23 protein-coding genes and 1 pseudogene are annotated in these 20823 nt (G+C 72.5%); 15 read left to right on the plus strand and 9 right to left on the minus strand.

From position 1 onward, the window contains the following. Positions 1–5: 5 nt before the first annotated feature. From OHS17_RS30885 to OHS17_RS30895, 3 genes are all read right to left on the minus strand, one after another. The gene (locus OHS17_RS30885; RefSeq protein WP_330314833.1) at positions 6–476 is read right to left on the minus strand and encodes a DUF5709 domain-containing protein; all 471 of its coding nucleotides are present in this window, start codon (positions 474–476) and stop codon (positions 6–8) included. 111 nt (positions 477–587) lie between these two features. Beyond that, entirely contained in the window at positions 588–776 is a 189-nt protein-coding gene (locus tag OHS17_RS30890; protein WP_330314834.1) for a hypothetical protein, read from the minus strand. Between the two features lie 88 nt (positions 777–864). After that, on the minus strand, positions 865–3072 hold the full coding sequence (locus OHS17_RS30895) for a catalase (RefSeq protein ID WP_330314835.1): 2208 nt from the start codon (positions 3070–3072) through the stop codon (positions 865–867). A gap of 214 nt (positions 3073–3286) precedes the next feature. Here OHS17_RS30895 and OHS17_RS30900 point away from each other — a divergent pair, with 214 nt between their 5' ends. The 3 genes from OHS17_RS30900 (at position 3287) to OHS17_RS30910 (ending at position 6074) form a co-directional block, all read left to right on the plus strand. Next, the gene (locus OHS17_RS30900; protein ID WP_330314836.1) at positions 3287–4612 is read left to right on the plus strand and encodes an APC family permease; all 1326 of its coding nucleotides are present in this window, start codon (positions 3287–3289) and stop codon (positions 4610–4612) included. 90 nt (positions 4613–4702) lie between these two features. After that, positions 4703–5065: a YrdB family protein gene (locus OHS17_RS30905; RefSeq protein ID WP_330315401.1), complete on the plus strand. Its 363-nt coding sequence runs from the start codon at positions 4703–4705 to the stop codon at positions 5063–5065. A gap of 175 nt (positions 5066–5240) precedes the next feature. Next, entirely contained in the window at positions 5241–6074 is an 834-nt protein-coding gene (locus OHS17_RS30910; protein ID WP_330314837.1) for a class II glutamine amidotransferase, read from the plus strand. A 45-nt stretch (positions 6075–6119) separates the two neighbouring features. Here the strand turns inward: OHS17_RS30910 and OHS17_RS30915 are convergent, their stop codons facing one another. Next, complete coding sequence (locus tag OHS17_RS30915; RefSeq protein ID WP_330314838.1) at positions 6120–6677, minus strand: type 1 glutamine amidotransferase domain-containing protein; 558 nt, start codon at positions 6675–6677, stop codon at positions 6120–6122. Positions 6678–6841: 164 nt separating this feature from the next. Here OHS17_RS30915 and OHS17_RS30920 point away from each other — a divergent pair, with 164 nt between their 5' ends. Together OHS17_RS30920 and OHS17_RS30925 are read left to right on the plus strand one after the other, a co-directional pair. Beyond that, entirely contained in the window at positions 6842–7810 is a 969-nt protein-coding gene (locus OHS17_RS30920) for an iron-containing redox enzyme family protein (protein WP_330314839.1), read from the plus strand. Between the two features lie 40 nt (positions 7811–7850). Next, positions 7851–8405 (plus strand): hypothetical protein, encoded by a 555-nt coding sequence (locus OHS17_RS30925; protein ID WP_330314840.1) that lies wholly within the window; start codon positions 7851–7853, stop codon positions 8403–8405. Between the two features lie 15 nt (positions 8406–8420). On the opposite strand, the gene OHS17_RS30930 is transcribed toward OHS17_RS30925, so the two are convergent. Continuing rightward, the gene (locus OHS17_RS30930) at positions 8421–9128 is read right to left on the minus strand and encodes a GAF and ANTAR domain-containing protein (protein ID WP_330314841.1); all 708 of its coding nucleotides are present in this window, start codon (positions 9126–9128) and stop codon (positions 8421–8423) included. Between the two features lie 121 nt (positions 9129–9249). On the opposite strand from OHS17_RS30930, the gene OHS17_RS30935 reads away from it, so the two are divergent. Both OHS17_RS30935 and OHS17_RS30940 read left to right on the plus strand, forming a co-directional pair. After that, positions 9250–10371 (plus strand): PAS domain-containing protein, encoded by a 1122-nt coding sequence (locus OHS17_RS30935; RefSeq protein ID WP_330314842.1) that lies wholly within the window; start codon positions 9250–9252, stop codon positions 10369–10371. Between the two features lie 148 nt (positions 10372–10519). Then, a complete protein-coding gene (locus OHS17_RS30940; protein ID WP_330314843.1) occupies positions 10520–11611 on the plus strand; it encodes a glutamate--cysteine ligase in 1092 nt (363 codons plus the stop codon). A 24-nt stretch (positions 11612–11635) separates the two neighbouring features. Here OHS17_RS30940 and OHS17_RS30945 read toward each other — a convergent pair. Continuing rightward, a pseudogene (locus OHS17_RS30945) lies at positions 11636–12702 on the minus strand (ornithine decarboxylase). A 219-nt stretch (positions 12703–12921) separates the two neighbouring features. Between OHS17_RS30945 and OHS17_RS30950 the strand changes: the two are divergent. Genes OHS17_RS30950 through OHS17_RS30970 form a run of 5 tightly spaced genes read left to right on the plus strand, consistent with a single transcriptional unit; the run spans position 12922 to position 16664 of the window. Beyond that, the gene (locus tag OHS17_RS30950) at positions 12922–13101 is read left to right on the plus strand and encodes a hypothetical protein (protein ID WP_073967120.1); all 180 of its coding nucleotides are present in this window, start codon (positions 12922–12924) and stop codon (positions 13099–13101) included. Between the two features lie 22 nt (positions 13102–13123). Continuing rightward, on the plus strand, positions 13124–14314 hold the full coding sequence (locus tag OHS17_RS30955) for a zinc-dependent alcohol dehydrogenase (protein WP_330314844.1): 1191 nt from the start codon (positions 13124–13126) through the stop codon (positions 14312–14314). A 22-nt stretch (positions 14315–14336) separates the two neighbouring features. Next, positions 14337–15374, plus strand: a complete 1038-nt coding sequence (locus OHS17_RS30960) for an NAD-dependent epimerase/dehydratase family protein (RefSeq protein ID WP_443053338.1) — start codon at positions 14337–14339, stop codon at positions 15372–15374. A gap of 50 nt (positions 15375–15424) precedes the next feature. Continuing rightward, positions 15425–15961, plus strand: a complete 537-nt coding sequence (locus OHS17_RS30965; RefSeq protein WP_330315403.1) for an isochorismatase family cysteine hydrolase — start codon at positions 15425–15427, stop codon at positions 15959–15961. Positions 15962–15995: 34 nt separating this feature from the next. Beyond that, positions 15996–16664: an HAD family hydrolase gene (locus OHS17_RS30970; protein ID WP_330314845.1), complete on the plus strand. Its 669-nt coding sequence runs from the start codon at positions 15996–15998 to the stop codon at positions 16662–16664. 12 nt (positions 16665–16676) lie between these two features. Here OHS17_RS30970 and OHS17_RS30975 read toward each other — a convergent pair whose 3' ends face one another. Beyond that, positions 16677–17054 carry a VOC family protein gene (locus OHS17_RS30975; RefSeq protein ID WP_330314846.1) on the minus strand — a complete coding sequence of 126 codons (378 nt, stop codon included), beginning with the start codon at positions 17052–17054 and terminating at the stop codon, positions 16677–16679. Positions 17055–17179: 125 nt separating this feature from the next. Here OHS17_RS30975 and OHS17_RS30980 point away from each other — a divergent pair, with 125 nt between their 5' ends. Continuing rightward, positions 17180–18145 (plus strand): LLM class F420-dependent oxidoreductase, encoded by a 966-nt coding sequence (locus tag OHS17_RS30980; protein ID WP_330314847.1) that lies wholly within the window; start codon positions 17180–17182, stop codon positions 18143–18145. 13 nt (positions 18146–18158) lie between these two features. Here the strand turns inward: OHS17_RS30980 and OHS17_RS30985 are convergent, their stop codons facing one another. After that, positions 18159–18692, minus strand: a complete 534-nt coding sequence (locus OHS17_RS30985; RefSeq protein WP_330314848.1) for a DUF6328 family protein — start codon at positions 18690–18692, stop codon at positions 18159–18161. Positions 18693–18779: 87 nt separating this feature from the next. Further along, a complete protein-coding gene (locus OHS17_RS30990; protein WP_330314849.1) occupies positions 18780–19106 on the minus strand; it encodes a plasmid stabilization protein in 327 nt (108 codons plus the stop codon). Between the two features lie 203 nt (positions 19107–19309). On the opposite strand from OHS17_RS30990, the gene ligD reads away from it, so the two are divergent. Together ligD and OHS17_RS31000 are read left to right on the plus strand one after the other, a co-directional pair. Continuing rightward, a complete protein-coding gene (gene ligD, locus OHS17_RS30995) occupies positions 19310–20194 on the plus strand; it encodes a non-homologous end-joining DNA ligase (protein WP_330314850.1) in 885 nt (294 codons plus the stop codon). A gap of 19 nt (positions 20195–20213) precedes the next feature. Then, positions 20214–20822, plus strand: a complete 609-nt coding sequence (locus tag OHS17_RS31000) for an endonuclease (RefSeq protein ID WP_330314851.1) — start codon at positions 20214–20216, stop codon at positions 20820–20822. The last annotated feature ends 1 nt before the right edge of the window (position 20823 follow it).

A 20823-nucleotide genomic window follows, 5' to 3' on the forward strand; every position in this document is an offset into this window, starting at 1 on the left:
GTGGGTCAGCCCTCCCGGCCCTGGTCCTCCTCCTCGTCCGTGGTGTGGACGGCGGCCTCCTCGGCCGAGGCCGCGCCGCCGTCGATGCCCACGTCGTTCGCGTAGACGTCGGTGCGGCGGCCCGGCACGTCGTCCGCCTCGCTCAGCCGCCCCGAGCGGGTCCCGCCCTCCTCCGGCTCCAGCGGCTCACCCTCGCCGTCGTCCAGGTCCCCGATGCCGTCGCCGTCCGGCGGCTCGACGTCCTCGACCTCCTGGGCCAGGCGCTGGTCGAGGGATTCGCCGCGGCGCTCCTCCTCGCCCGTCGTGCCGTACTTGTCGACGCCCAGGGGGCGCTCGGGCGGTGAGTAGCCCTCGTCCAGCTGGTCGTCCAGGCCACGCTCGCCGAGCGCGTTCTCCAGGTCGAGATCGTCGTTGGGCGGGTCCTGGCCGTCGTCCTGCGGCTGGTAGACGTCGTCGCCACGTGCCTCTGTCGGCATGATTCGTCCTTCCGTCGGAGGCGTCAGGGATGCCGGGGCGGCCGCGAGCGGCCGCCCCGCGCAACCTGCGAGTGCCCTGCCGGGCACGGGGAAAACACGCCTTTTGTCACTCTATGTGCGCGGCTCGTCCGCGTCTTCCTGGGCCTCTTCGTTCGGGGTCAGCGCATCCCCGGCCTCGCTGTCCCCGCCGCGCCGCTCACGGGTGTCCGCCACGTCCGTCTCGGCCTCCTCCGCCTCCCGGACGACCTCCTCGGCGGCGGTCCGGGGCGGCTTCCCGTGCTCTCGGTCCTGGTGGTTCATACGTCTCCTCATGTCGGTGCCGGTCTCCGGGCTTCTCCCGCGCGTGCCCTGGCCCGGGCCGGCTACGCACGCCGGCCCGGGGCAGTGCTCAGAGCGCGGGCGTGAAGCGGTCCCAGGCGCGGTGACCTGCGAGGAGTTCCGTGACGCCGTCCAGCACCGTGGACGCGGCGCCGCCCGCCACGACCCCCGGGGCGTCCGAGGCCAGACCGGCCTTCTCCAGCACCGTCGCCCCCTCGCCGCACGCCCCGACGGCCTTGCCGTGCCGGAACGCCTCGGTGACCAGCAGCAGGACGCGCGGGTCCACACCGGTGGACCGGGCCCCGTCGTCGGTCTTGGCGTCACGTGCCCCGTAGGCGTCCGGGGCCGGGGCGGGCGCCCCCACCAGCACGATGGCGTCGAACTCGATCGACCGGGCGGTGGTGAACGTGCGCTGCACGGTCACCGGGTCGCTTTCGGGGCCCAGCTTTCCGCCCGAGGGCGCGATGACCAGGGGGACCATCCCGGCGTCGAGGACCGCGCCGCGCGCCTCCCGTACGGCGTCCAGGCCGCTCTCGCCGTCCGTGACGATGCCGACGACCCGCCCGTCGACCGGCCAGGTGCGCCCCAGCTGGGACAGCGCGGGGCTCGGCTCCGGGGAGGTCAGCGGCACGGTCGCCTCCGGCGCCGGCAGACCCAGGCCCTCGGCGACGTGCGCGCACAGCTGCGGGTCGATGTTGGCGAGCACCCGGAGCCCACGCTCCTTGACCGCCTGGTCCCAGCACTTGCCGAGCTCGAAGGTGTACGCGGCGGTGATGTGCTCCCGCTCGGTGGGCGTCATGCTCAGCCAGAACAGCCGGGCCTGGCTGAAGTGGTCGTCGAACGAGGCCGCCGCGTCCCGCACCTTCCGGGCCGCCGGGACCTCGACGGGCACCTCGATGTAGGCGCCCGTGTCCGCACCGGCGGTGAACGGGCAGCCGCCGTCCAGGGAGTTGGGCCGGTACGGGGCCACGCCCCGGTGCACCGCCGTCTGGTGCATGCCGTCGCGCAGCATGTCGTTGACGGGCGCGTGCGTGCGGTTGATCGGCAGCTGGGCGAAGTTGGGCCCACCGAGCCGGGTGATCTGGGTGTCGACGTACGAGAAGAGGCGCCCCTGCATCAGCGCGTCGTTGGTGACGTCGATGCCCGGCACCAGATGGCCGACGTGGAAGGCGACCTGCTCCGTCTCGGCGAAGTAGTTCGACGGGTTGGCGTTCAGCGTCATCAGCCCGATCGGGCGGACCGGCGCCAGCTCCTCCGGCACGATCTTCGTCGGGTCGAGCAGGTCGATGCCCTCGAACATCTGGTCCTCGGTGTCCGGGAACGTCTGCACCCCCAGCTCCCACTGGGGGAAGGCGCCCGCCTCGATCGCGTCGGCCAGGTCCCGGCGGTGGAAGTCCGGGTCCATGCCGCAGGCGATCTGGGCCTCCTCCCACACCTGCGAGTGCACGCCCAGCTTCGGCTTCCAGTGGAACTTCACCAGCGTGGTCGCGCCCTCGGCGTTGACCAGCCGGAAGGTGTGGACGCCGAAGCCCTCCATCATCCGGTACGAACGCGGGATGCCCCGGTCCGACATGTTCCACAGGGTGTGGTGGGTCGCCTCGGTGTGCAGGGTGACGAAGTCCCAGAACGTGTCGTGGGCGCTCTGCGCCTGCGGGATCTCCCGGTCCGGGTGCGGCTTTCCCGCGTGGATGACGTCGGGGAACTTGATCGCGTCCTGGATGAAGAAGACCGGGATGTTGTTGCCGACCAGGTCGAAGACGCCCTCGTCGGTGTAGAACTTCGTCGCGAAGCCCCTGGTGTCGCGCACCGTGTCGGCGGAACCCCGCGAGCCGAGCACGGTGGAGAAGCGTACGAAGACCGGCGTCTCGACGCCCTCGGCGAGGAACGCGGCCTTCGTGATGCCCGCCGCCGCCCCGTACCCCCGGAAGACACCGTGGGCGGCGGCACCGCGGGCGTGCACCACCCGCTCCGGGATGCGCTCGTGGTCGAAGTGGGTGATCTTCTCCCGCAGGTGGTGGTCCTGGAGCAGCACCGGGCCGCGGGGGCCGGCCTTCAGCGAGTGGTCGGTCTCGTACAGCCGGGCACCCTGAGCGGTGGTGAGGTAGGCACCGCCCTGAGCCACCTTGTCCTGGTCGGCGCCGGTCGGCTGCCCGGTCGGGCTCACGGTCTCCGGACCGCGCTGGTCGTGCTTGGGCGGCAGCGGCCCGCGCGGCTTCGTGGGCTCTTCGACCGTGGCGGGCTCGGGACCGGGAGCGCCGGGGATCTCGTTGTCGCTCACTGGATTCCAATCTCGTGGGGGAAGGAGGAGGAGCAGCGCCGCGCGGAGTGGTCGGCACGCGCTGGGGATCGCCCGACCACGCGTACCCCCTGGCCCACGACCGGACACCTCGGTTGAGCCATCCGCATCGGCCACCCGTTCCAACGGGCGACGAGCCGTCCTCCGGTGCGTCCCCCGGCTGACTGCCGGGGGACGCACCGGGTATAGGGGCCCCGTGAAAGCTCCCCGAACCACGCCCGAGGGCCCGGACGATCCGACGAGCCTCAAGAAGGACCTCACCACCTGGCTGCTCTACTTCTTCATCCTCGGAGACGTCCTCGGCGCCGGCGTCTACGTCCTGATCGGCGAGGTCGCGGCCGATGCCGGCGGGGCCGTCTGGGCCCCCCTCCTGGTGGCCCTGTGCCTGGCCCTGCTGACCGCCGCCTCGTACGCGGAGATGGCCACGAAGTACCCGCGCGCGGGCGGCGCCTCCCACTACGCGACGCTGGCCTACGGGCCCTTCACCGGCTTCCTGGCCGGCTTCTGCATGCTGGCGGCCGGGGTGGTGTCGGTGGCGGCCCTGGCCCGGGGCTTCGCCGGTGACTATCTTTCCGAGTTCGTCACGCTGCCGCTGGTCCTGGTGGCCGTCGTCTTCCTGCTGGCGCTCGCGCTGCTCAACGCCCGGGGCATCAGCGAGTCGACACGGGCCAACGCCGTCGCCACCGTCATCGAGGTCAGCGGCCTGCTGCTGGTGATCGGACTCGGCTGCTGGATCGTGCTCCGCGGCGACGGGGACCTGAGCCGGCTCACCGACCTCGGCACCGAGAGCGAGGGGCCAGTCCTGGCCGTACTGAGCGGCGCGGTCCTCGCTTACTACTCCTTCGTCGGCTTCGAGACCTCCGTCAACGTGGCCGAGGAGACGCGCGACCCCCGCCGCTCCTATCCGCGGGCCCTGTTCGGCGCGCTGATCACCGCGGGCGCCGTCTATGCCCTGGTCGGCGCCGCGGCCGCGGCCGCCGTGCCGACGGAGAAGCTGGCCGAGTCCAGCGGGCCGCTGCTCGAAGTCGTCCGCACCGCCGGTGGTGTTCCCACCTGGCTCTTCAGCGCCATCGCGCTGGTCGCCGTCGCCAACGGAGCGCTGCTGACCGGCATCATGTCCTCGCGGCTGGCCTACGGCATGGCCCGTGACGGGCTGCTGCCACGCTTCCTGACGGCCGTGCTTCCGGGGCGGCGCACCCCCTGGGCGGCGATCGCGGCGACGACCGCCCTCTCGCTGCTGCTCGCGCTGACCGGCGACGTCTCCACGCTCGCCTCGACCCTGGTCCTGCTGCTCCTCGTGGTCTTCTTCCTGGTCAACACGTCGCTGCTGGTCCTGCGCCGCGACCCCGGGCGCCCCGGGCACTTCAGGGCCCCGACCGCCGTGCCCCTCCTCGGTGCCGCCTCCTGCGTGGGGCTCGCGACTCAGATCGAGGGCGACGTCTGGCTACGGGGGCTCGCGGTCCTCGCCGTGGGCGCCGCCCTCGGGGCAGTCGCCGCGCTGCGGCTGCGCCGGGCCGACTGAACGGGGCTGCCAGTAGGCTGACTTCGTACACGCGAGCGACTTGGGGGCAGGGTGCACGACAGAGCCACGGACGGTCGGGTGATTCCTTCGGTGGCCGGGCGGCCCTGGTGGGCTGCCAACGAGCTGCTCGCGTTCCTGCTGGAGGTGGCGGCGCTGGCCTGCCTCTTTTGGTGGGGCTTCGCCCTGGCGGACAACCTGGCCCTCCAACTGCTCACCGGCACCGCCGTCCTCGCCGCGGCCGTCGTGCTGTGGGGTCTGTTCGCCGCACCACGCGCCCGGTTCCGCCCGCCGCTCGCGGGGGTCCTGGCGGTGAAGGCCCTGGTGCTCGGCGGGGGAGCCCTCGCGCTGTACGGGGTCGGGCACCCGGTCGCCGCTGCGGTGCTGGGTGCCGTCGTCGTGGTCAATACGGCCCTGGCGGAAACCTTCCGGCGCCGCGTCGCGCCCGCCGCCTGACCGAGGGCTCGGCGCACGGGCCGGTTTCCGGCGGGCGTGACCGGGCAGCCGACCCGTGAAGTCGGTAGCGTGGAACATGACGACGACCGGGCGCCCCAGGGACCGGGGCCCGCGGAAGCACCACCGGCGCGTCCGCGTCGGCCCCTGCCCGCCGCCCGGGAAGGGACGGCCGCACATGTGCCGATGGCTGGCCTATTCCGGTACGAGTGTCGTGCTCAGCGATCTCCTCTACAAGCCGGAGCACTCGCTCATCGATCAGAGCCTGCACTCCACCATGGGCGTGGAGACGACCAACGGGGACGGATTCGGGGTCGGTTGGTACGGGCCCGAGCAAAAGACGCCCGCGATCATCCGCGATACCGGACCCGCCTGGAACAACCGCAATCTGCGGGAGATCGCGGGCCACATCCGCTCGCCGTTGTTCTTCGCCCATGTGCGGGCGTCCACGGGGACGGCCATCCAGGAGACCAACTGCCACCCCTTCCGGCACGGCCGCTGGATGTGGATGCACAACGGTGCGATCGCGGACTTCCACCGGCTGCGGCGCGATCTCTCCCTGGCGCTCGACCCGGCCCTGTTCTCGGCCCTGGAGGGGTCCACGGACTCCGAGGTGATGTTCTACCTCGCGCTGACGTTCGGGCTCGACCAGGACGTGCCCGGCGCCGTGGCCCGGATGGCCGGACTGATCGAACGCGTGGGTCGCGACGAAGGGGTGGAGAATCCGCTCCAGATGACCATCGCGGTGTCCGACGGCGAGCGGCTGTGGTCGTTCCGCTATTCGAGTCTCGGCAAGTCGCGCTCGCTGTTCTACAGCAGCAGGGCCGAGACCGTGCGTGCCCTCCACCCGGACTCCGACTTCCTGCGGGGCGTGTCCGACAGCACCCGCCTGGTGGTGTCGGAACCCCTGGGCGGTCTGCCCGGCGTGTGGAAAGAGGTGCCGGAGAGCAGCTACGGGGTCGTGCAGCCGGGCGAGGACGAGTTCCGGCCCTTCGCGCCCGAGCCCGTGTGAAGGCCGCCCGGACGGATCGCCGGGCGGCCTTCGTACGAGGGTGTCTCAGCCCGCGAGCGCGGCGTCGATCTCCTTGAGGAACGGGTCCAGGTCGCCCGGGTCGCGCGAGGTGATGAGCTTCCAGCCGCCGGACTCGTCCGTCACGACCGGCTCGTCCACCCAGTCACCGCCCGCATTGCGTACGTCGGTCCGCAATGAGGCGTACGAGGTGAGTCGCTTGCCCTTGACGTTGTCGGTCTCCACCAGCATCCACGGTCCGTGGCAGATGGCCGCGACGGGCCGCCCGGACGTGGTGAACGACCGTACGATGTCGCGGGCCGGGCCCTGGAGCCGCAGCGTGTCGGCGTTCAGAGTGCCGCCCGGTACGAGCAGCAGGTCGTAGCCGGCCGGGTCGACGTCGTCCAGCGTGAGGTCGGGGCGTACGGATGTGCCGGGGTCCTTGTCGCCGACCAGCGTCTCGATGTCGTCCTTCTTCAGGGCCGCCACATCGACCCGCACGCCGCGTTCGCGCAGATGGCCGAGCGGCACGACGAGTTCGTCCTGCTCCACGCCGTAGTTGGTGACGATGGCCAGCACCTTGCCCTTGCCGCCGTTCTCGCTCATCTTCTGCCGTCCTTCCGTCCTACGGGGAACACGCCCGGTGACGTGGCTTCCGGGTCGCAGCCTCTGGGTTCCCCGCTCGGGCGCGCTCATTCATGTAGCGGCACAGGCGGTGCGACCACATGGTGGGAGAGCGGCTTTCGAGCGGACGTAAGGGGAGTGACACGATGGCCGGTCGAACGGTTGAACCTAGGCTTCCCGGGGCCCGCGGCGCGCTCTCGGCGGCGCTCGTCGCCCATCTCCGGGGCAACGGCCCCTTGCCCGCGCCCACCGTGGCGGACGCGGCCGAGCCCTACGGCGACGACCTCCAGCTCGCCCTGTACGTCTGCTACGAGCTCCACTACCGGGGCTTCGAGGGCGTGGACCCGGCCCGGGAATGGGACCCCGGGCTGCTGGCGGTCCGGGCGGCCCTGGAACGCCGCTTCGAGTCCGCGCTGCGCCGGGACGTCCCGGCCGGGGCCGGTCTGGACGACACGCTGGACGCGCTGCTCGTGGAGCCGGTCGACGGTACGGGCGTATCGCACTTCCTCCAGGAACACGCCACACCGGACCGGCTGCGGGCCTATGCCGCCCAGCGCTCCCTGTACCACCTGAAGGAGGCCGACCCGCACGCCTGGGTGCTGCCCCGGCTGAGCGGGCGCGCCAAGGCGGGGATGGCCGCGATCGAGTACGACGAGTTCGGCGCCGGCCGCGCCGACCGCGTCCACGCCCGGCTCTTCGCCGACCTCATGACGGACCTGGGCCTGGAGACGGCGTACGGCCACTACCTGGACGAGGGTCACGCCGAGATGCTGGCGCTCGTCAACCTCATGTCCCTGTTCGGCCTGCACCGGCGGCTGCGGGGCGCCCTGGTCGGACACTTCGCCGCCGTCGAGATCACCTCCTCGCCCGCCTCGCACCGCCTCGCCCTCGCCATGAAGCGGGCGGGCGCCGGTCCCGCCGCCGAGTTCTTCTACACCGAACACGTGGCGGCGGACGCGGTCCACGAACAGGTGGTGCGGCACGACGTCGTACGGGGGCTGCTGGACGACGAACCCGGCCTGGAGGCGGACGTCGTCTTCGGCATCGACACCACCGGCTTCCTGGAGGACCGCCTGGCCGCCCGGCTCCTGACGGCCTGGGGCGCCACTGCCTAGAATGGCAACCCGGTTGGGTGGGGCACTGAAAAGGACACATGTGAACAGGGTGGGGTGGGCTGCCGTCGTCGCGGCAGTGCTGATCGGCGTGACCGGCTGCGGGGGCGGCGGCAACGACGGGGATGAGAACGGGGCGGCTGCGGCTGCCCCGGCCGGGCCGGGACCGGAAGACGCCGGTCCGGTCACCAAGGCCAAGTTGCGTCTGGTGCTCGACGGCGTCGCCAAGGACACGGGGGCACTGCCGAACGATCCGAAATGGGCGGCCTTCCGTGCCGACTCGACCACCCCGCTGGGTGCGTGCTTCGTCGACTACAAGTCGTTCGACAAAGCCGCATCCACGCTGGATCCGCACCTGACCAACGCCCTGGCGGCCGCGCTGACCGGCCGTGGATGGACAGAGGCCAAGAAGCGCGACGAGCGACAGGCGCGGGACGGCTCAGTCCGCGCGGTGCAAGCGGTGTTCAAGAAGCGCGGCTGGACCATAGTCCTGGACTACCGCCTGAACGCCGACGACCGGACGCTCAGCCTGGCCGGCTTCGAAGACGCGTGCGTCAAGAAGGTGCAGGCGGCCGGAGGCCCCGAGGCCTTCAATTGACGGGACCGGTGCGGCTCAGGCTCCGCCCGCCCGCACCTCGTCCAGCAAGCGGCGCAGTTCACGCGTGCTGCCCCGGCCCTTCGCCCCTACGATCTGCGCCGCGACAGCGCTCAGCTTGCGGTTCGTACGCTGGGAGAGCATGCGCAGGACGTCGAACGCCCGGCCCGGTTCGCAGTCCAGCAGATGCGTCACGATGCCGATGGCCTGGTCGATCACGGCACGCGACACCATCGCCGTCCGCAACTGCTCCGCCTCCGCCTCGACTCCGGTACGGGCACGCTCGCGCAGAAGTCCGCCGACCGTCTCCTCGGCCAGCACCGTGACCGCCTCCCGGCCCGACGCCGTGAGCCGCCACGGCCGGAACGCGTACAGGGTGACCGTCACCGTGGCGCCTCCCGCCAGGACCGGCACCGCCGCGCAGGCACGTAGCCCCCGTTCCAGCGCCGCCACCCGGAAGCGCGGCCACCGCGCCTCGGCGACCAGATCGACGGCCGCGACCGTCCGCAGCGAGCGGGCGGCCTCGACGCAGGGACCCTCGCCGGTGTCCTCCTGGAGCGCGGCCAGGACCGCGAGATCCGGGTGGGTCGCGGTGCCGAGGGCCTCCCCGCCGGGGCACCGCAGAAACACCGTCGCGCCCCGGCACCCCGCCGAGCAGCGCATTGCCCGCCCGCCGAGCCGGACGAGCGACGGCGCCACGGCCGCGTCATCGGTCACCGTATCCATCGGCCGCGTCACCTCAGCCTCCCTCGGACCCCGTCGGCTCCCGGACTCCTTCGCACCGGAACGGACCGGACCCGCCGCGCCGCTCGGCGCCGGGGCACCGGTGATCGGTTAGCTTCGTCGTATGAACGGGCCACCGGAGGGCGAGAGCGGTCTTCCGGCCCTCGTCGCCCGCGCCCGGGAACTGCGCGCGGCCCGGGACCATCCTCCCGCCGAATACCCGGTCCTGCTCGACGCGGCCCTCGCGGAGCTGGACCACGCCATCGAGGCCCTGCGCCAGGCGGAGGACCCACCGGGACCGCCCCGTACGCAGGGCGCGAAGGCGGCGCCGTTCAAGGCCATGTTCGACCACGCGCCCTGGCCCGTCGTCCTGACCGACGGGCAGACCGTGGTGCGCCGTCTCAACCGGGCCGCCGCCGCACTGACGGGGCTCCATCCGGGCTACGCCGCAGGCCGCTCCCTCGCCGCGCTCCTGCGCCCCGCCGACCGGGCCGCCCTCCGTGCCCACACGGCGGCCGTGGCCGGCGGCGAAGGAGGCCGCAGCCTCCCGGTCCGCCTCCCCGGGCTGCCGGACGGCCCGCTGTACGCCACGCTCACCGGCATCGACGCGCCGGGGGAGCGGGGGCAGGACGTACTCGTGGTGCTCGCCCCGGCACCGGGTCCCCGCGTGGCAGCCCGCACCGCTGACCTGGCCGAGCCCTCGGCGGTCGTACGCCAGGCCGAACTGACCGCCCTCCTGGACCGGACGGCCCGGGCGCTCCTGGACCGCGAGCCCTCCGCAGCGGCCCTCGGGACCGTCGCGGGGCTCCTGCGCGACGGACTCGCGGACTGGGCGCTGCTCGACCTGGGGCCCGTGGACGAGCCGGTCCGGATCGCGGTCCACGGCCCTCTGGCCCCGGAGGACGCGGGGCTGGAGAAGGCGTTCCTCCGGCAGGACCCGCGCGCCTGCCCCGTGGCCGTCGAGGTCATGGCCTCCGGCGCGGCGGCGGTGGAACAGCTGACGGACGACCTGGACCGGCTGGGCGCGGACGGGGACGGGGCGCCGCTCATGGCCCGCGCCGATGTCACCGCCCTGCTTTCCCTGCCGCTGACCGCGCCCGACGGCACGACGGTGCTGGGGGCGTTGACGCTGCTCCGAGCCGGGCCGCCGTTCTCGCTGCTGGAGGCCGCTGCCGCGGAGATCGCGGCGGGGCACATGGCCGTCGTCGCGCGGCGGAGCGGCGTGGGCGGGCCCGGCGCGCGCTGAGCGGCGGGCGGGGCGGACCGGGTGCGAAGAAAAACCGGCCGGTCAGGGGTGCCCGCGCCATGAGGTGGCATACGGCGAAGTGGGGCAGGGTGGAAAGCGTCTCGGCGCGAGCGGGCCCGCCCCCGGCCGACCGAGCATGGAGGACACGATGGTGCGGACTGTGGGTGTCGAGGAGGAGCTGCTGCTCGTGGACGAGCAGAGCGGCGAACCCAGAGCGCTGTCGACGGCCGTGCTGGCCCTGGCCGAGCGGCGCGCCGAGGGCGACTCGGCCTTCGAGCCGGAGCTGCATCGCCAGCAGTTGGAGTTCGCCACCGAGCCGCGCGCGGACATGCGGGAACTCGCGGACGAGATCCTGCGCTGGCGGGCGGAGGCGGCCCGCAGCGCCGCCGAGGCCGGGGGAGCGGTCGCCGCGCTCGCCACGTCCCCGCTGCCCGTCAGCCCGTCCATCGGCGAGGGCGAACGGTACCGCTGGCTCGCCGACAAGTTCGGGCTGACCACGCAGGAGCAGCTGACCTGCGGATGCCATGTGCACGTCTCCGTGGAGTCGGACGAGGAGGGCGTCGCGGTCCTGGACCGCATCCGCCCGTGGCTCGCGGTGGTGCTCGCGCTGAGCTCCAACTCGCCCTTCTGGCAGGGCCAGGACACCGCGTACAGCAGCTACCGCAGCCAGGTCTGGGGCCGCTGGCCCTCGGCCGGGCCGATGGAACTGTTCGGCTCCGCGCGCCGTTACCACGACGAGGTCGAAGCCCTCGTCGGCACGGGCGTCCTGCGCGACAAGGGCATGATCTACTTCGACGCCCGGCTCTCGCACCGCTATCCCACCGTCGAGGTCAGGGTCGCGGACGTCTGCCTCGACCCCGCCGACGCCGTGCTGCTCGCGACGCTGGTGCGCGGCCTGGTCGAGACGGCGGCCCGGGCCTGGCGGGCGGGCGGTCCGCCGGAGCCGTACGGGATGGGCCTGCTGCGCATGGCCGCCTGGCAGGCCGGCCGCTCGGGCCTGGAGGGCGAACTGCTGCACCCCGCCACCATGCGCCCCGCCCCCGCGCCGGCCGTGGTGCACGCCCTGCTCACCCATGTGCGCGACGCGCTGGAGGACACCGGGGACCTGGCCGCGGCGCGGGAGGGGATCGACCGGCTCCTGAAGAGCGGCACGGGCGCGCGGATCCAGCGCGACGCGCTCGCCCGCACGGGCAGCCTCCACGACGCGGTCACGGAGTGCGTCAGCCGCACCCGTGGCTGAGACGCGTGACGGCCATGCGCCCGCTCAGTCGTCCGCGCAGACCCGTACGGTGCGCAGCTCGGTGTCCGCCGGGTCCGGCAGGTTCATCCCCGCCTCCAGGCCGGTGAGAAGGTAGCGCAGCACCGGCTCCGTCAGCCGCTCGCCGGGCAGCACCACCGGGATCCCCGGGGGATACGGCGTGATCATCTCGGCGGCGACGCGCCCCACGGCCTCCTCCACCGGGACGTCCTCCGTTCCGTGGAAGTAGGCGTCGCGCGGCAGCCTCGCCTGCTCCATCCGCGGCTCCGCCGGGGCCGGGACCGCCACCTCGGGCCCCCGGGGCAGCGAGGGCGCGTGCCGGGCGAAGTCCCGCAGCGCCGCCAGCAGCCGCTCCGTCGTCTCGGCGTCGTCGGCGTGGGTGAGCTGGGCGCTGACGCGCCGGTGGTCCATCAGATGCGTGTCCACGTGGTGGTGTTCGCGCAGCCAGTCCGCCGCCCGATAGCCGGAGACCCCGAGCTCCGTGATGTCGATGACCACCGGCAGCGGGTCGAACTCGGAGCCGGCACCCGGACCGCAGAAGTCGTCGGCGTCGTTGACGTGCATCCCGTCGACCGACTCGATCTCCTTGCGCACGGACGCGGCGAGGGCGAGGGCGCGCGGCATCGGCGTCCATCGCCCAGGTCGGCAGGTCCGGATGCACCGGATGGACCGGCAGATGCGCGCCCCACGCCTCGTCCACGACGAGCGGGCGGGAGCGCCGGTGACACACCTTGCCGATGGCCCGGAGATCCGCCGCCACCCCGTACGGCGTGGGGCTGGTGACCAGGGCGCCCTTCGCGTACGGGTGCTCCTCGAAGGCCCGCTCGTACGCCTCCGGGGACGGCGGGTGCGCGAGATGGCGTCCGGGTGTCCCTCTGCGTTTCGACCCACACCGGCTGGATGCCCGACAGGATGAGCCCGGAGATCACCGCCGTGTGGGCATCCCGCCCGCCGCCGGCCAGGAGGTCGCCGAGGAGCACGGCGTCGCCCAGCACGGCCCTGACCTCCGGCGCGGCGCCCCGGGACCGGCGCGACTCGAAGCCCACCGGACGGCGCTGCGGCTGTGGTCCCAACCGGCAGCGCCTGCTCCCGCGTACGCCGGGAGCCTGGCCAGGCGAGTACCCGTACCTCCCGGGGACATGCGGGACCGGCCCGGAGCGCTTCCGTGGGCCTCGACCGGTCCGTCGGATCGAATCGGTCATTCCGGTTGAACCCGGATTCCGTGGGAACCCGTCGCACGGAACCGCTGTGCGGGCCCGCCCGCAGGACGACCCGGGAGGAACCGAGGAGATATGGGACGGCATGCCGAAATCGCTCGCGCCCTGGCCATGAGGGCGAAGGCGGCGAAGCTCAAGTCGGACGGCGCCGCGCTGGGCGACGAGAGCCTGAAGGCGGAGGGGCGCAGGCGTGAGACCGCCGGACGGATCGCCCAGGCGGAGGCCAAGGCGGCACGCCGCACGGACCGCCACTGACCCGACAGCTAGGAGACCACTCATGCGCGCACTGACCTGGCAAGGAAAGCGTGACGTACGCGTCGAGACCGTTCCCGACCCGGTCATCCAGGACCCGGCCGACATCATCATCCGGGTCACCTCGACCGGCATCTGCGGATCGGACCTCCATCTGTACGAAGTGCTCGGCCCGTACCTCGACCCCGGCGACATCCTGGGCCACGAGCCGATGGGCGTCGTGGAGGTGACGGGTCCCGAGGTCACCGCCGTGTCGCGCGGCGACCGGGTCGTCGTCCCGTTCAACGTCTCCTGCGGCACCTGCTTCATGTGCGACCAGGGCCTGCACTCGCAGTGCGAGACCACGCAGGTCAGGGAGTACGGCACCGGCGCGTCGCTCTTCGGCTACACCAAGCTCTACGGGCAGGTGCCCGGCGGACAGGCGGAACTGCTGCGGGTCCCCTTCGGAAACACCCTGCCCATCAAGGTCCCCGACGGACCGCCGGACGACCGGTTCGTCTACCTCTCCGACGTGCTGCCCACCGCCTGGCAGGCCGTCGAATACGCCGCGATCCCGCCCGGCGGCAGCGTCACCGTTCTCGGGCTGGGCCCGATCGGCGACATGGCCGCCCGCATCGCCCTGCACCGGGGCGCCGGCCTGGTCATCGGTGTGGACCTGGTCCCCGAACGCCTCGCCCGCGCCGCCGCACACGGCGTCCAGACCCTCGACCTGAGCCGCTACGGCAAGGACCTGCCGGACGCGGTCCGGGACCTCACCGGCGGCCGGGGCACCGACGCGGTCATCGACGCCGTCGGCATGGAGGCCCACGCCACCGGGGCGCCGATCGGCAAGGCCGGCCAGTGGGCCACCGGGCTGCTGCCCGACGCGGCGGCCCGCAAGCTCATGGAACACGCCGGCATCGACCGCCTCACCGCCCTGCTCACCGCCATCGACGCGGTCCGCCGGGGAGGCACCGTCTCCATCTCCGGCGTGTACGGAGGCTCCGTCGACCCGCTGCCCCTGCTCACCATGTTCGACAAGCAGATCCAGTTCCGGATGGGCCAGGCGAACGTCAAGCGCTGGGTGCCCGACATCCTGCCGCTGCTCGTGGACGACGACCCGCTGGGCGTGGACGGCTTCGCCACGCACCACCTGCCCCTGGAGGACGGCCCGAAGGCGTACGAGACCTTCCAGGCGAAGGCCGACGGCATGGTCAAGACGCTGCTGCGGCCCTGATGCCGCGACGTGAGGAGTCATCGTGAACGCATCGCAAGGGCTGCGCGTCGTCGTCACGGGCGCCACCGGCAACGTCGGCACGAGCCTCGTGCGGGCCCTGGCGCGGGACCCGGATGTCGGGTCGGTCCTCGGCCTGGCCCGGCGGCTGCCCGACCTGGCCCTGCCCGGCGTCGAGTGGGGGAGGGTGGACCTCTCCCGCCCGGACAGCGCCCAGCGGCTCGGCTCACTGCTGACGGGCGCGGACGCCGTCGTGCATCTGGCGTGGCGCTTCCAGCCCACCCACGACCCCGTCGTCACCTGGCGCAGCAACGTCGAGGGCTCCCTCCGCGTCTTCGATGCGGTGCGCACGGCGGGCGTCCCGGCGCTGGTGCACGCCTCGTCCGTCGGCGCCTACGCGCCCGGGCCGAAACGGGAGCCCGGAGTGGACGAACAGTGGCCCACCCATGGCTGGCCGGACGCCGCCTACTGCCGGGAGAAGGCGTACCTGGAACGGGTCCTGGACACCTTCGAGCTGCGCCACCCGCAGATCCGGGTGGTACGGATGCGGCCCGGGTTCCTCTTCAAGGAGACGGCCGCCTCGGAGCAGCGGCGCATCTTCGGCGGGAAACACCTTCCCGGGGGACTCCTCCGCCCCGACCTGCTGCCCTTCGTACCCGACCTGGAAGGGCTGAGGTTCCAGGTGCTGCACACGGACGACGCGGCCGAGGCGTACCGGCGCGCCGTGCTCGGCGACGTACGCGGCCCCTTCAACCTGGCCGCCGACACCGTCACCGACGCCCGGTCCCTCGGCGCCCTCCTCGACGCGCGGGTGGTACGCGCGCCCGTGCCGCTCGTACGCGGAGCGCTGGCGACCGCCTGGCACGCACGGGCGGTCCCCGCGTCGCCCCACCTCTTCGACGCCGTACTGCGCCTCCCCGTCATGGACTGCGCCCGCGCCCACGAGGAACTGGACTGGCGGCCCCGCTACTCGGCGTCCGAAGCGCTGACGGCGTTCCTGCGCGGCGTCGTACGCGGCACGGGCGAGGAGACGGCGCCGCTGGCGGGCAGCCGGTGGAGCTGAGGGCACCGGACAGTTCGCCGCGAAAGCCCACGGATGCCACCATGACAACCATGTCCCGCAAGGCGCTGATCGTGATCGACATGATCAACCCGTACAACCACCAGGACGCCGACCAGCTCCTTCCCTCGGCCGAGCGGGCCGTGCCGGTCATCGCGGACATGCTCGAGGCGGCCCGGGGCAGCGGTTCCCTCGTGATCTACGCCAACGACAACTTCGGCGACTGGCGCTCCCACCACGGCGAGATCGTGGAGGCGGCCATGGCGGGCGCCCGCCCCGACCTGGTGGAACCGCTGAAGCCCGACGAGAACTCGCTCTTCGTGGTCAAGGCCCGGCACTCGATTTTTTACGAGACGCCCCTGCCGTACCTGTTCCACCAGCTGGACGTCGACCACCTCGTCCTGACCGGCCAGGTGACGGAGCAGTGCATCCTCTACTCCGCGCTCGACGCGCACATCCGGCACATGGACCTGACCATCCCCCGTGACGGGGTGGCCCACATCCACGCCGACCTGGCCGACGCCGCGCTCCGGATGACCGAACGGAACATGGGCGCCCGGGTGTGCGCCGCCGAAGAGATCACCCTCTGACACCGGCGAGCCATGCCGGTACGAAAGGACCCCCATGACGCGCGCCGCGCTGTTCGACGTGGACGGCACCCTGGTCGACACCAACTACCTGCACGTCACCGCGTGGTGGGAGGCGTTCCACCAGGCCGGGCACACCGTGCCGATGCCCGCGATCCACCGCGCGGTCGGCCTGGGCTCAGGCGACCTCGTCTCCCATCTGCTGGGCCCCGACCGGGACCGGGAACAGGACGCCGGGATCAGCGCCACGCACTCCGCGCTGTACGCCACCTATTTCGAACGCCTGCCCCCGCTGGAGGGCGCGGCGGATCTGCTGCGCGCCCTGGCCGGCCGGGGCTGGACGATCGTCCTCGCCACCTCCGCCTCCGGGCACGAGCTGAAGGCCCTGCGGCGCGCGCTCGACGCCGACGACGTCATCTCCGGGACCGCGAGCTCCGACGACGTGGACGAGGGGAAGCCCGCCCCGGACCCGATCCGTCACGCGATGGAGATCGCCGGGGCCACCAGCGAGGAGGCCGTGTACATCGGCGACTCCGTCTGGGACATGGCGGCGGCGACCAGGGCGTCGGTCCCCGCCGTGGGCCTGCTGTCGGGCGGCATTCCCCGGGCGGACCTGGAGGCGGCCGGGGCCGTGGAGATCCACGACTCCCCGGCCGCGCTCCTGGACCGCCTCGACTCCGGCGTCATCGGTCGGATGAGCGCCTGAGGCCGTGCGTCCTCAGCTCTCGCCGTTGCACAGGCAGAACGGGTGCCCCGCCGGGTCCGCGAAGACCCGGAAGCCGCGCTTGCCGCCGTCGTCGTCCACGTCGAGGGGTGTGGCCCCGAGGGCCAGCACCTCGCGCTGGGCGGCCTCCATGTCGGTCACCTCGAAGTCCAGGTGTTCCTGCTGGGAGTTCCGGTCGGCGCGCGGCCACTCCGGCGGGCGGTAGTCGGGGGTCAGCTGGAAGGCCAGGCGCGCTCCGCCGGGGACGCGGAGGTCGTACCAGCGGTCGTTGTCGTGCGTCACCTCCCCGCCCAGCACCTTCTGGTAGAAACCGGCCAGCGCCGCCGGGTCCGGGCAGTCGATGGCAACCAGGCAGTAGGTCGCGACAGCCATGTCTTTCCTCGCTTTCGGGGTACGTGGATGCGCGGATGTCCCCTCACGGGTTCCGCAACGGGCCCGGAGAAAACATGATCCGCGGCCGTACGTTTCGACCGCCGGGGATCGGTAACCCATCCCATATGGTGCAATTCGGATACACAATGATGACCGAGCAGTCGGGACCGCGGGCACTCGTCGAGGACGTGGTGGCCGCCGAACAGGCCGGCTTCGACTTCTCCGTCACCTCCGACCACTACTTCCCCTGGCTGAAGTCCCAGGGCCACGCCCCGTACGCCTGGAGCGTGCTGGGAGCCGCCGCGCAGGCCACCACCCGCATCCCGCTGATGACGTACGTGACCTGCCCGACCACTCGTTACCATCCTGCCGTCGTGGCGCAGAAGGCCGCGACGCTGCAACTGCTCTCCGAAGGGCGGTTCCGGCTGGGGCTCGGCTCCGGCGAGAGCCTGAACGAACACGTGGTGGGCGGCGGCTGGCCGGACGCCCGGGTGCGGCTCGACAAGCTCGAAGAGGCCGTGGAGATCATCAAGGCGCTCCTCGCCGGCGGTTACGTCAACCACCACGGCCCCCACTTCGACGTGGAGAACGCCAAGCTGTGGGACGTGCCCGACGTGGCCGTGCCCCTCGGCGTCGCCGTCTCCGGCGACCGGTCCTGCGAGATCGCGGGCCGGCTCGCGGACCTCGTGATCGCCACCGAGCCCAAGGAGGAGCTGCTCACCGACTTCGACCGGCACGGCGGCGGCGGGAAACCCCGGGTCGGCCAGCTGCCCGTCTGCTACGACCCCGACCGCGACGCGGCGGTGAAGCGGGCGCACGACCAGTTCCGCTGGTCCGTCGGCGGCTGGAAGGTCAACTCGGAACTGCCCGGCCCCTCCGCCTTCGATCAGGCCACGCAGTACGTCCGGCCCGACGACATCGCCGGGGCGGTGCCCTGCGGCGACGACGTCGGGCAGTTCGTGGAAGCGGTGCGCCCCTACGTCGACGCGGGGTTCACCGAGGTCGCCCTCGTACAGATCGGCGGAGACCACCAGAAGCCGTTCATCGACTGGGCCCAGGAGAAGCTGCTCCCCGCGCTGCGCGCGATGTGAGGTGCGTACGAGGTCACTTGTCGCGGCCGGAGCCGTCACGTCCGTTGGGGGAGCGCGCCATCGCCCAGGCCGGGAAGACGAACCAGCAGATGAACGACCACAGCGCCATCCCGCCCACCAGCCACAGGGCGAGCGTGTTGTGCAGCGCGACGCGCATGATGAGCAGCAGCGCCGAACACATCGTGCAGAACAGCAGCACGAGCCCGAGCAGGGTGAGCCGCGACGCCCACACCACCGTCTCCGGCTTCAGATGGCGGCCGGTCAGCAGCCGGTGGTGGCTGACGGGCCCGATCAGCGCGGCGGCCGTGGCGGAACCGAGGAGCACGGTGACGACGTAGATCGTTTTGTCGGTGTCCGCGAGGGTGGTGAAGCGCGGCTGGAAGACCACAGCGAGCAGGAAGCCGAAGAGGATCTGCACCCCCGTCTGCGCCACCCGCAACTCCTGGAGCAGTTCCGTCCAGCGCCGGTCCGCCCGTTCCTCCGTCGTCTCGTTCCGCCCCCGGTGGGCGTTCTTGCGGTCGTTCTCGTCCACTCGTCCGTTGTCCATGTGCGATGTCCCTCCCTCCCTCGTACCGAAACCTTTGTGCGCGGGCCGTACGGCCCGCGCACAAAGGTTTCGGCACGCCCTGTTCGTTCAGCGGCCGACGGCCTTCAGGAGCTGCTCCTTGTTCATCGTGGAGCGGCCCTCGATGTTCTTCTTCTTCGCCTCTTCGTACAGCTGGTCCTTCGTGCGGCCCTGCGCGCCCTTGTGCGAGCGCTCACCGCCGCGCTCGGAGGCGGACTTGGGGTCGCGGGTGGACGTCCTGCTCGCCGTCTTCGACTCGCCGGAGCGTGCGCGCTCCTTGTTCACCGTGCGCGCGGCGATCTCCTTGGCACGCTTCTCGGACGTGCCCCGCTTCTCCGCGCTCTCCTTCACGTGCTCGTACTGACGCTCACGCTTGGGGCTGGATCCTGCCGGCATGACGCTGTCCTCCTCTGCTCGTGCCTCCGGTCTCCGGGTTTCCGGGCGGCCACGTCCGAAACATGGCACCGCCCCGCCGGGTACGCCCACTGGGCCGCGCGCTCGGGTGACACCACGCTCCGCCCACAGGTGAACCGGCCGACTTCGGGTACGGGGTTCCTGCCAGGGCGGGCGTGCATTCCGTTGAACAGGAGGTGCGGCAGATGACCGCTCGGAAGATCCCGGAGATCAGCCGCCCCGACAAGGTCCTCTTCCCGGACGACGGCCTCACGAAGGCCGATCTCGCCGGCTACTACCGCACGGTGGCCCGCCGCATGCTGCCCCACCTGAGGGACCGGCCCCTCATGCTGGAACGCTTCCCCGACGGGATCGGCGGACAGGGCTTCATGCAGAAGGACGTGCCCGGCTACTTCCCCGACTGGATCCACCGCGTCGAACTCCCCAAGGAGGACGGCACCGTCACCTACCCCATCGCCGACGACACCGCCACCCTCGTCTACCTCGCGGGGCAGGCGAGCGTCACCCCGCACCGCTTCCTCTCCCGCGCCGACCGGCCCCACCACCCGGACCGGCTGGTCTTCGACCTCGACCCGCCCGGCGACGACTTCGCCCCGGTCCGCGAGGCGGCCCTCGGCCTGCACGGGCTCCTGGACGAGCTGGAACTGCCGTCCCTCGTCATGACCACGGGCTCACGCGGACTCCACGTCGTGGTGGCGCTCGACCGCCGGGACGACTTCGACGCCGTACGGGGATTCGCCCGCGCGGTCGCCGACGCGCTGGTCACCCGTCACCCCGACCGCTTCACCACCGAGGCCCGCAAGAAGGCACGCGGCGGCCGCCTCTACCTCGACGTCCAGCGCAACGCCTACGCCCAGACCGCCGTCACGCCCTACGCGGTCCGGGCCCGTCCCGGAGCCCCCGTCGCCGCGCCCCTTGCCTGGGAGGACGTCGACGACCCGGCGCTCGACGCCCGCCGCTGGGCCCTGCGCGACGCCGACGCGCTCGCGGACCGGAACCCCTGGCACCAGCCCCCGCGGCCCCGCTCCCTCTGCCGGGCCCGCACCCTGCTCGACACGCTGAACACGTAGCACCGAACGGAGAACCACCATGTCCAGAGCCACGACCGTGCGGAACCTGCTGGACGAGCACGGGCGGACCTACGCCGACGAAGCAGGGATCCGGCTCCGCGACACGCCCATGCCGCTGTACCAGCTGCTGACCCTGTGCGTCCTGTTCTCGGTCCCCATCAAGGCCGACATGGCGGTGGCCGCCGCCCGGGAACTCTTCGCCGCCGGGCTGCGCACCCCGCGCGCCATGGTGGACGCGTCCTGGCAGGACCGGGTCGACGCGTTGGTCCGCGCCCACTACCGCCGCTACGACGAGAGCACCGCCACCGCCCTCGGTGAAGGCGCCCAACTCGCCCTCGACCGGTACCACGGGGACCTGCGCAGGCTCCGCGAGGAAGCCGGCGGGGACGCGGGGAATCTGCGCGAACTGCTGAAGGAGTTCCCCCGGATCGGTCCCACGGGCGCCGACATCTTCAGCCGCGAGGCGCAGGGGCTGTGGCCCGAGCTGCGCCCCGCCTTCGACCGGCGCGCCCAGGACGCCGCCGAAGGGCTCGGGCTGCCGCGCGCACCGGAGAGGCTGGCCGGTCTCGTCGCCGACGAGGACCTGCCCCGGCTGGCCGCCGCGCTCGTACGGGTCGGGCTGGGGTGAC

This window comes from Streptomyces sp. NBC_00523 (assembly GCF_036346615.1).
Lineage (GTDB): Bacteria > Actinomycetota > Actinomycetes > Streptomycetales > Streptomycetaceae > Streptomyces.

Coding starts and splice junctions, on each gene's coding strand:
- OHS17_RS30990 (WP_330314849.1), bottom strand. CDS start 19,106: ATGCCGGCAGGATCCAGCCCCAAGCGTGAGCGTCAGTACGAGCACGTG.
- OHS17_RS30910 (WP_330314837.1), top strand. CDS start 5,241: ATGTGCCGATGGCTGGCCTATTCCGGTACGAGTGTCGTGCTCAGCGAT.
- OHS17_RS30955 (WP_330314844.1), top strand. CDS start 13,124: ATGCGCGCACTGACCTGGCAAGGAAAGCGTGACGTACGCGTCGAGACC.
- OHS17_RS30885 (WP_330314833.1), bottom strand. CDS start 476: ATGCCGACAGAGGCACGTGGCGACGACGTCTACCAGCCGCAGGACGAC.
- OHS17_RS30915 (WP_330314838.1), bottom strand. CDS start 6,677: ATGAGCGAGAACGGCGGCAAGGGCAAGGTGCTGGCCATCGTCACCAAC.
- OHS17_RS31000 (WP_330314851.1), top strand. CDS start 20,214: ATGTCCAGAGCCACGACCGTGCGGAACCTGCTGGACGAGCACGGGCGG.
- OHS17_RS30930 (WP_330314841.1), bottom strand. CDS start 9,128: ATGGATACGGTGACCGATGACGCGGCCGTGGCGCCGTCGCTCGTCCGG.
- OHS17_RS30980 (WP_330314847.1), top strand. CDS start 17,180: ATGGTGCAATTCGGATACACAATGATGACCGAGCAGTCGGGACCGCGG.
- ligD (WP_330314850.1), top strand. CDS start 19,310: ATGACCGCTCGGAAGATCCCGGAGATCAGCCGCCCCGACAAGGTCCTC.
- OHS17_RS30975 (WP_330314846.1), bottom strand. CDS start 17,054: ATGGCTGTCGCGACCTACTGCCTGGTTGCCATCGACTGCCCGGACCCG.
- OHS17_RS30970 (WP_330314845.1), top strand. CDS start 15,996: ATGACGCGCGCCGCGCTGTTCGACGTGGACGGCACCCTGGTCGACACC.
- OHS17_RS30985 (WP_330314848.1), bottom strand. CDS start 18,692: ATGGACAACGGACGAGTGGACGAGAACGACCGCAAGAACGCCCACCGG.
- OHS17_RS30890 (WP_330314834.1), bottom strand. CDS start 776: ATGAACCACCAGGACCGAGAGCACGGGAAGCCGCCCCGGACCGCCGCC.
- OHS17_RS30940 (WP_330314843.1), top strand. CDS start 10,520: ATGGTGCGGACTGTGGGTGTCGAGGAGGAGCTGCTGCTCGTGGACGAG.
- OHS17_RS30920 (WP_330314839.1), top strand. CDS start 6,842: ATGGCCGGTCGAACGGTTGAACCTAGGCTTCCCGGGGCCCGCGGCGCG.
- OHS17_RS30965 (WP_330315403.1), top strand. CDS start 15,425: ATGTCCCGCAAGGCGCTGATCGTGATCGACATGATCAACCCGTACAAC.
- OHS17_RS30950 (WP_073967120.1), top strand. CDS start 12,922: ATGGGACGGCATGCCGAAATCGCTCGCGCCCTGGCCATGAGGGCGAAG.
- OHS17_RS30935 (WP_330314842.1), top strand. CDS start 9,250: ATGAACGGGCCACCGGAGGGCGAGAGCGGTCTTCCGGCCCTCGTCGCC.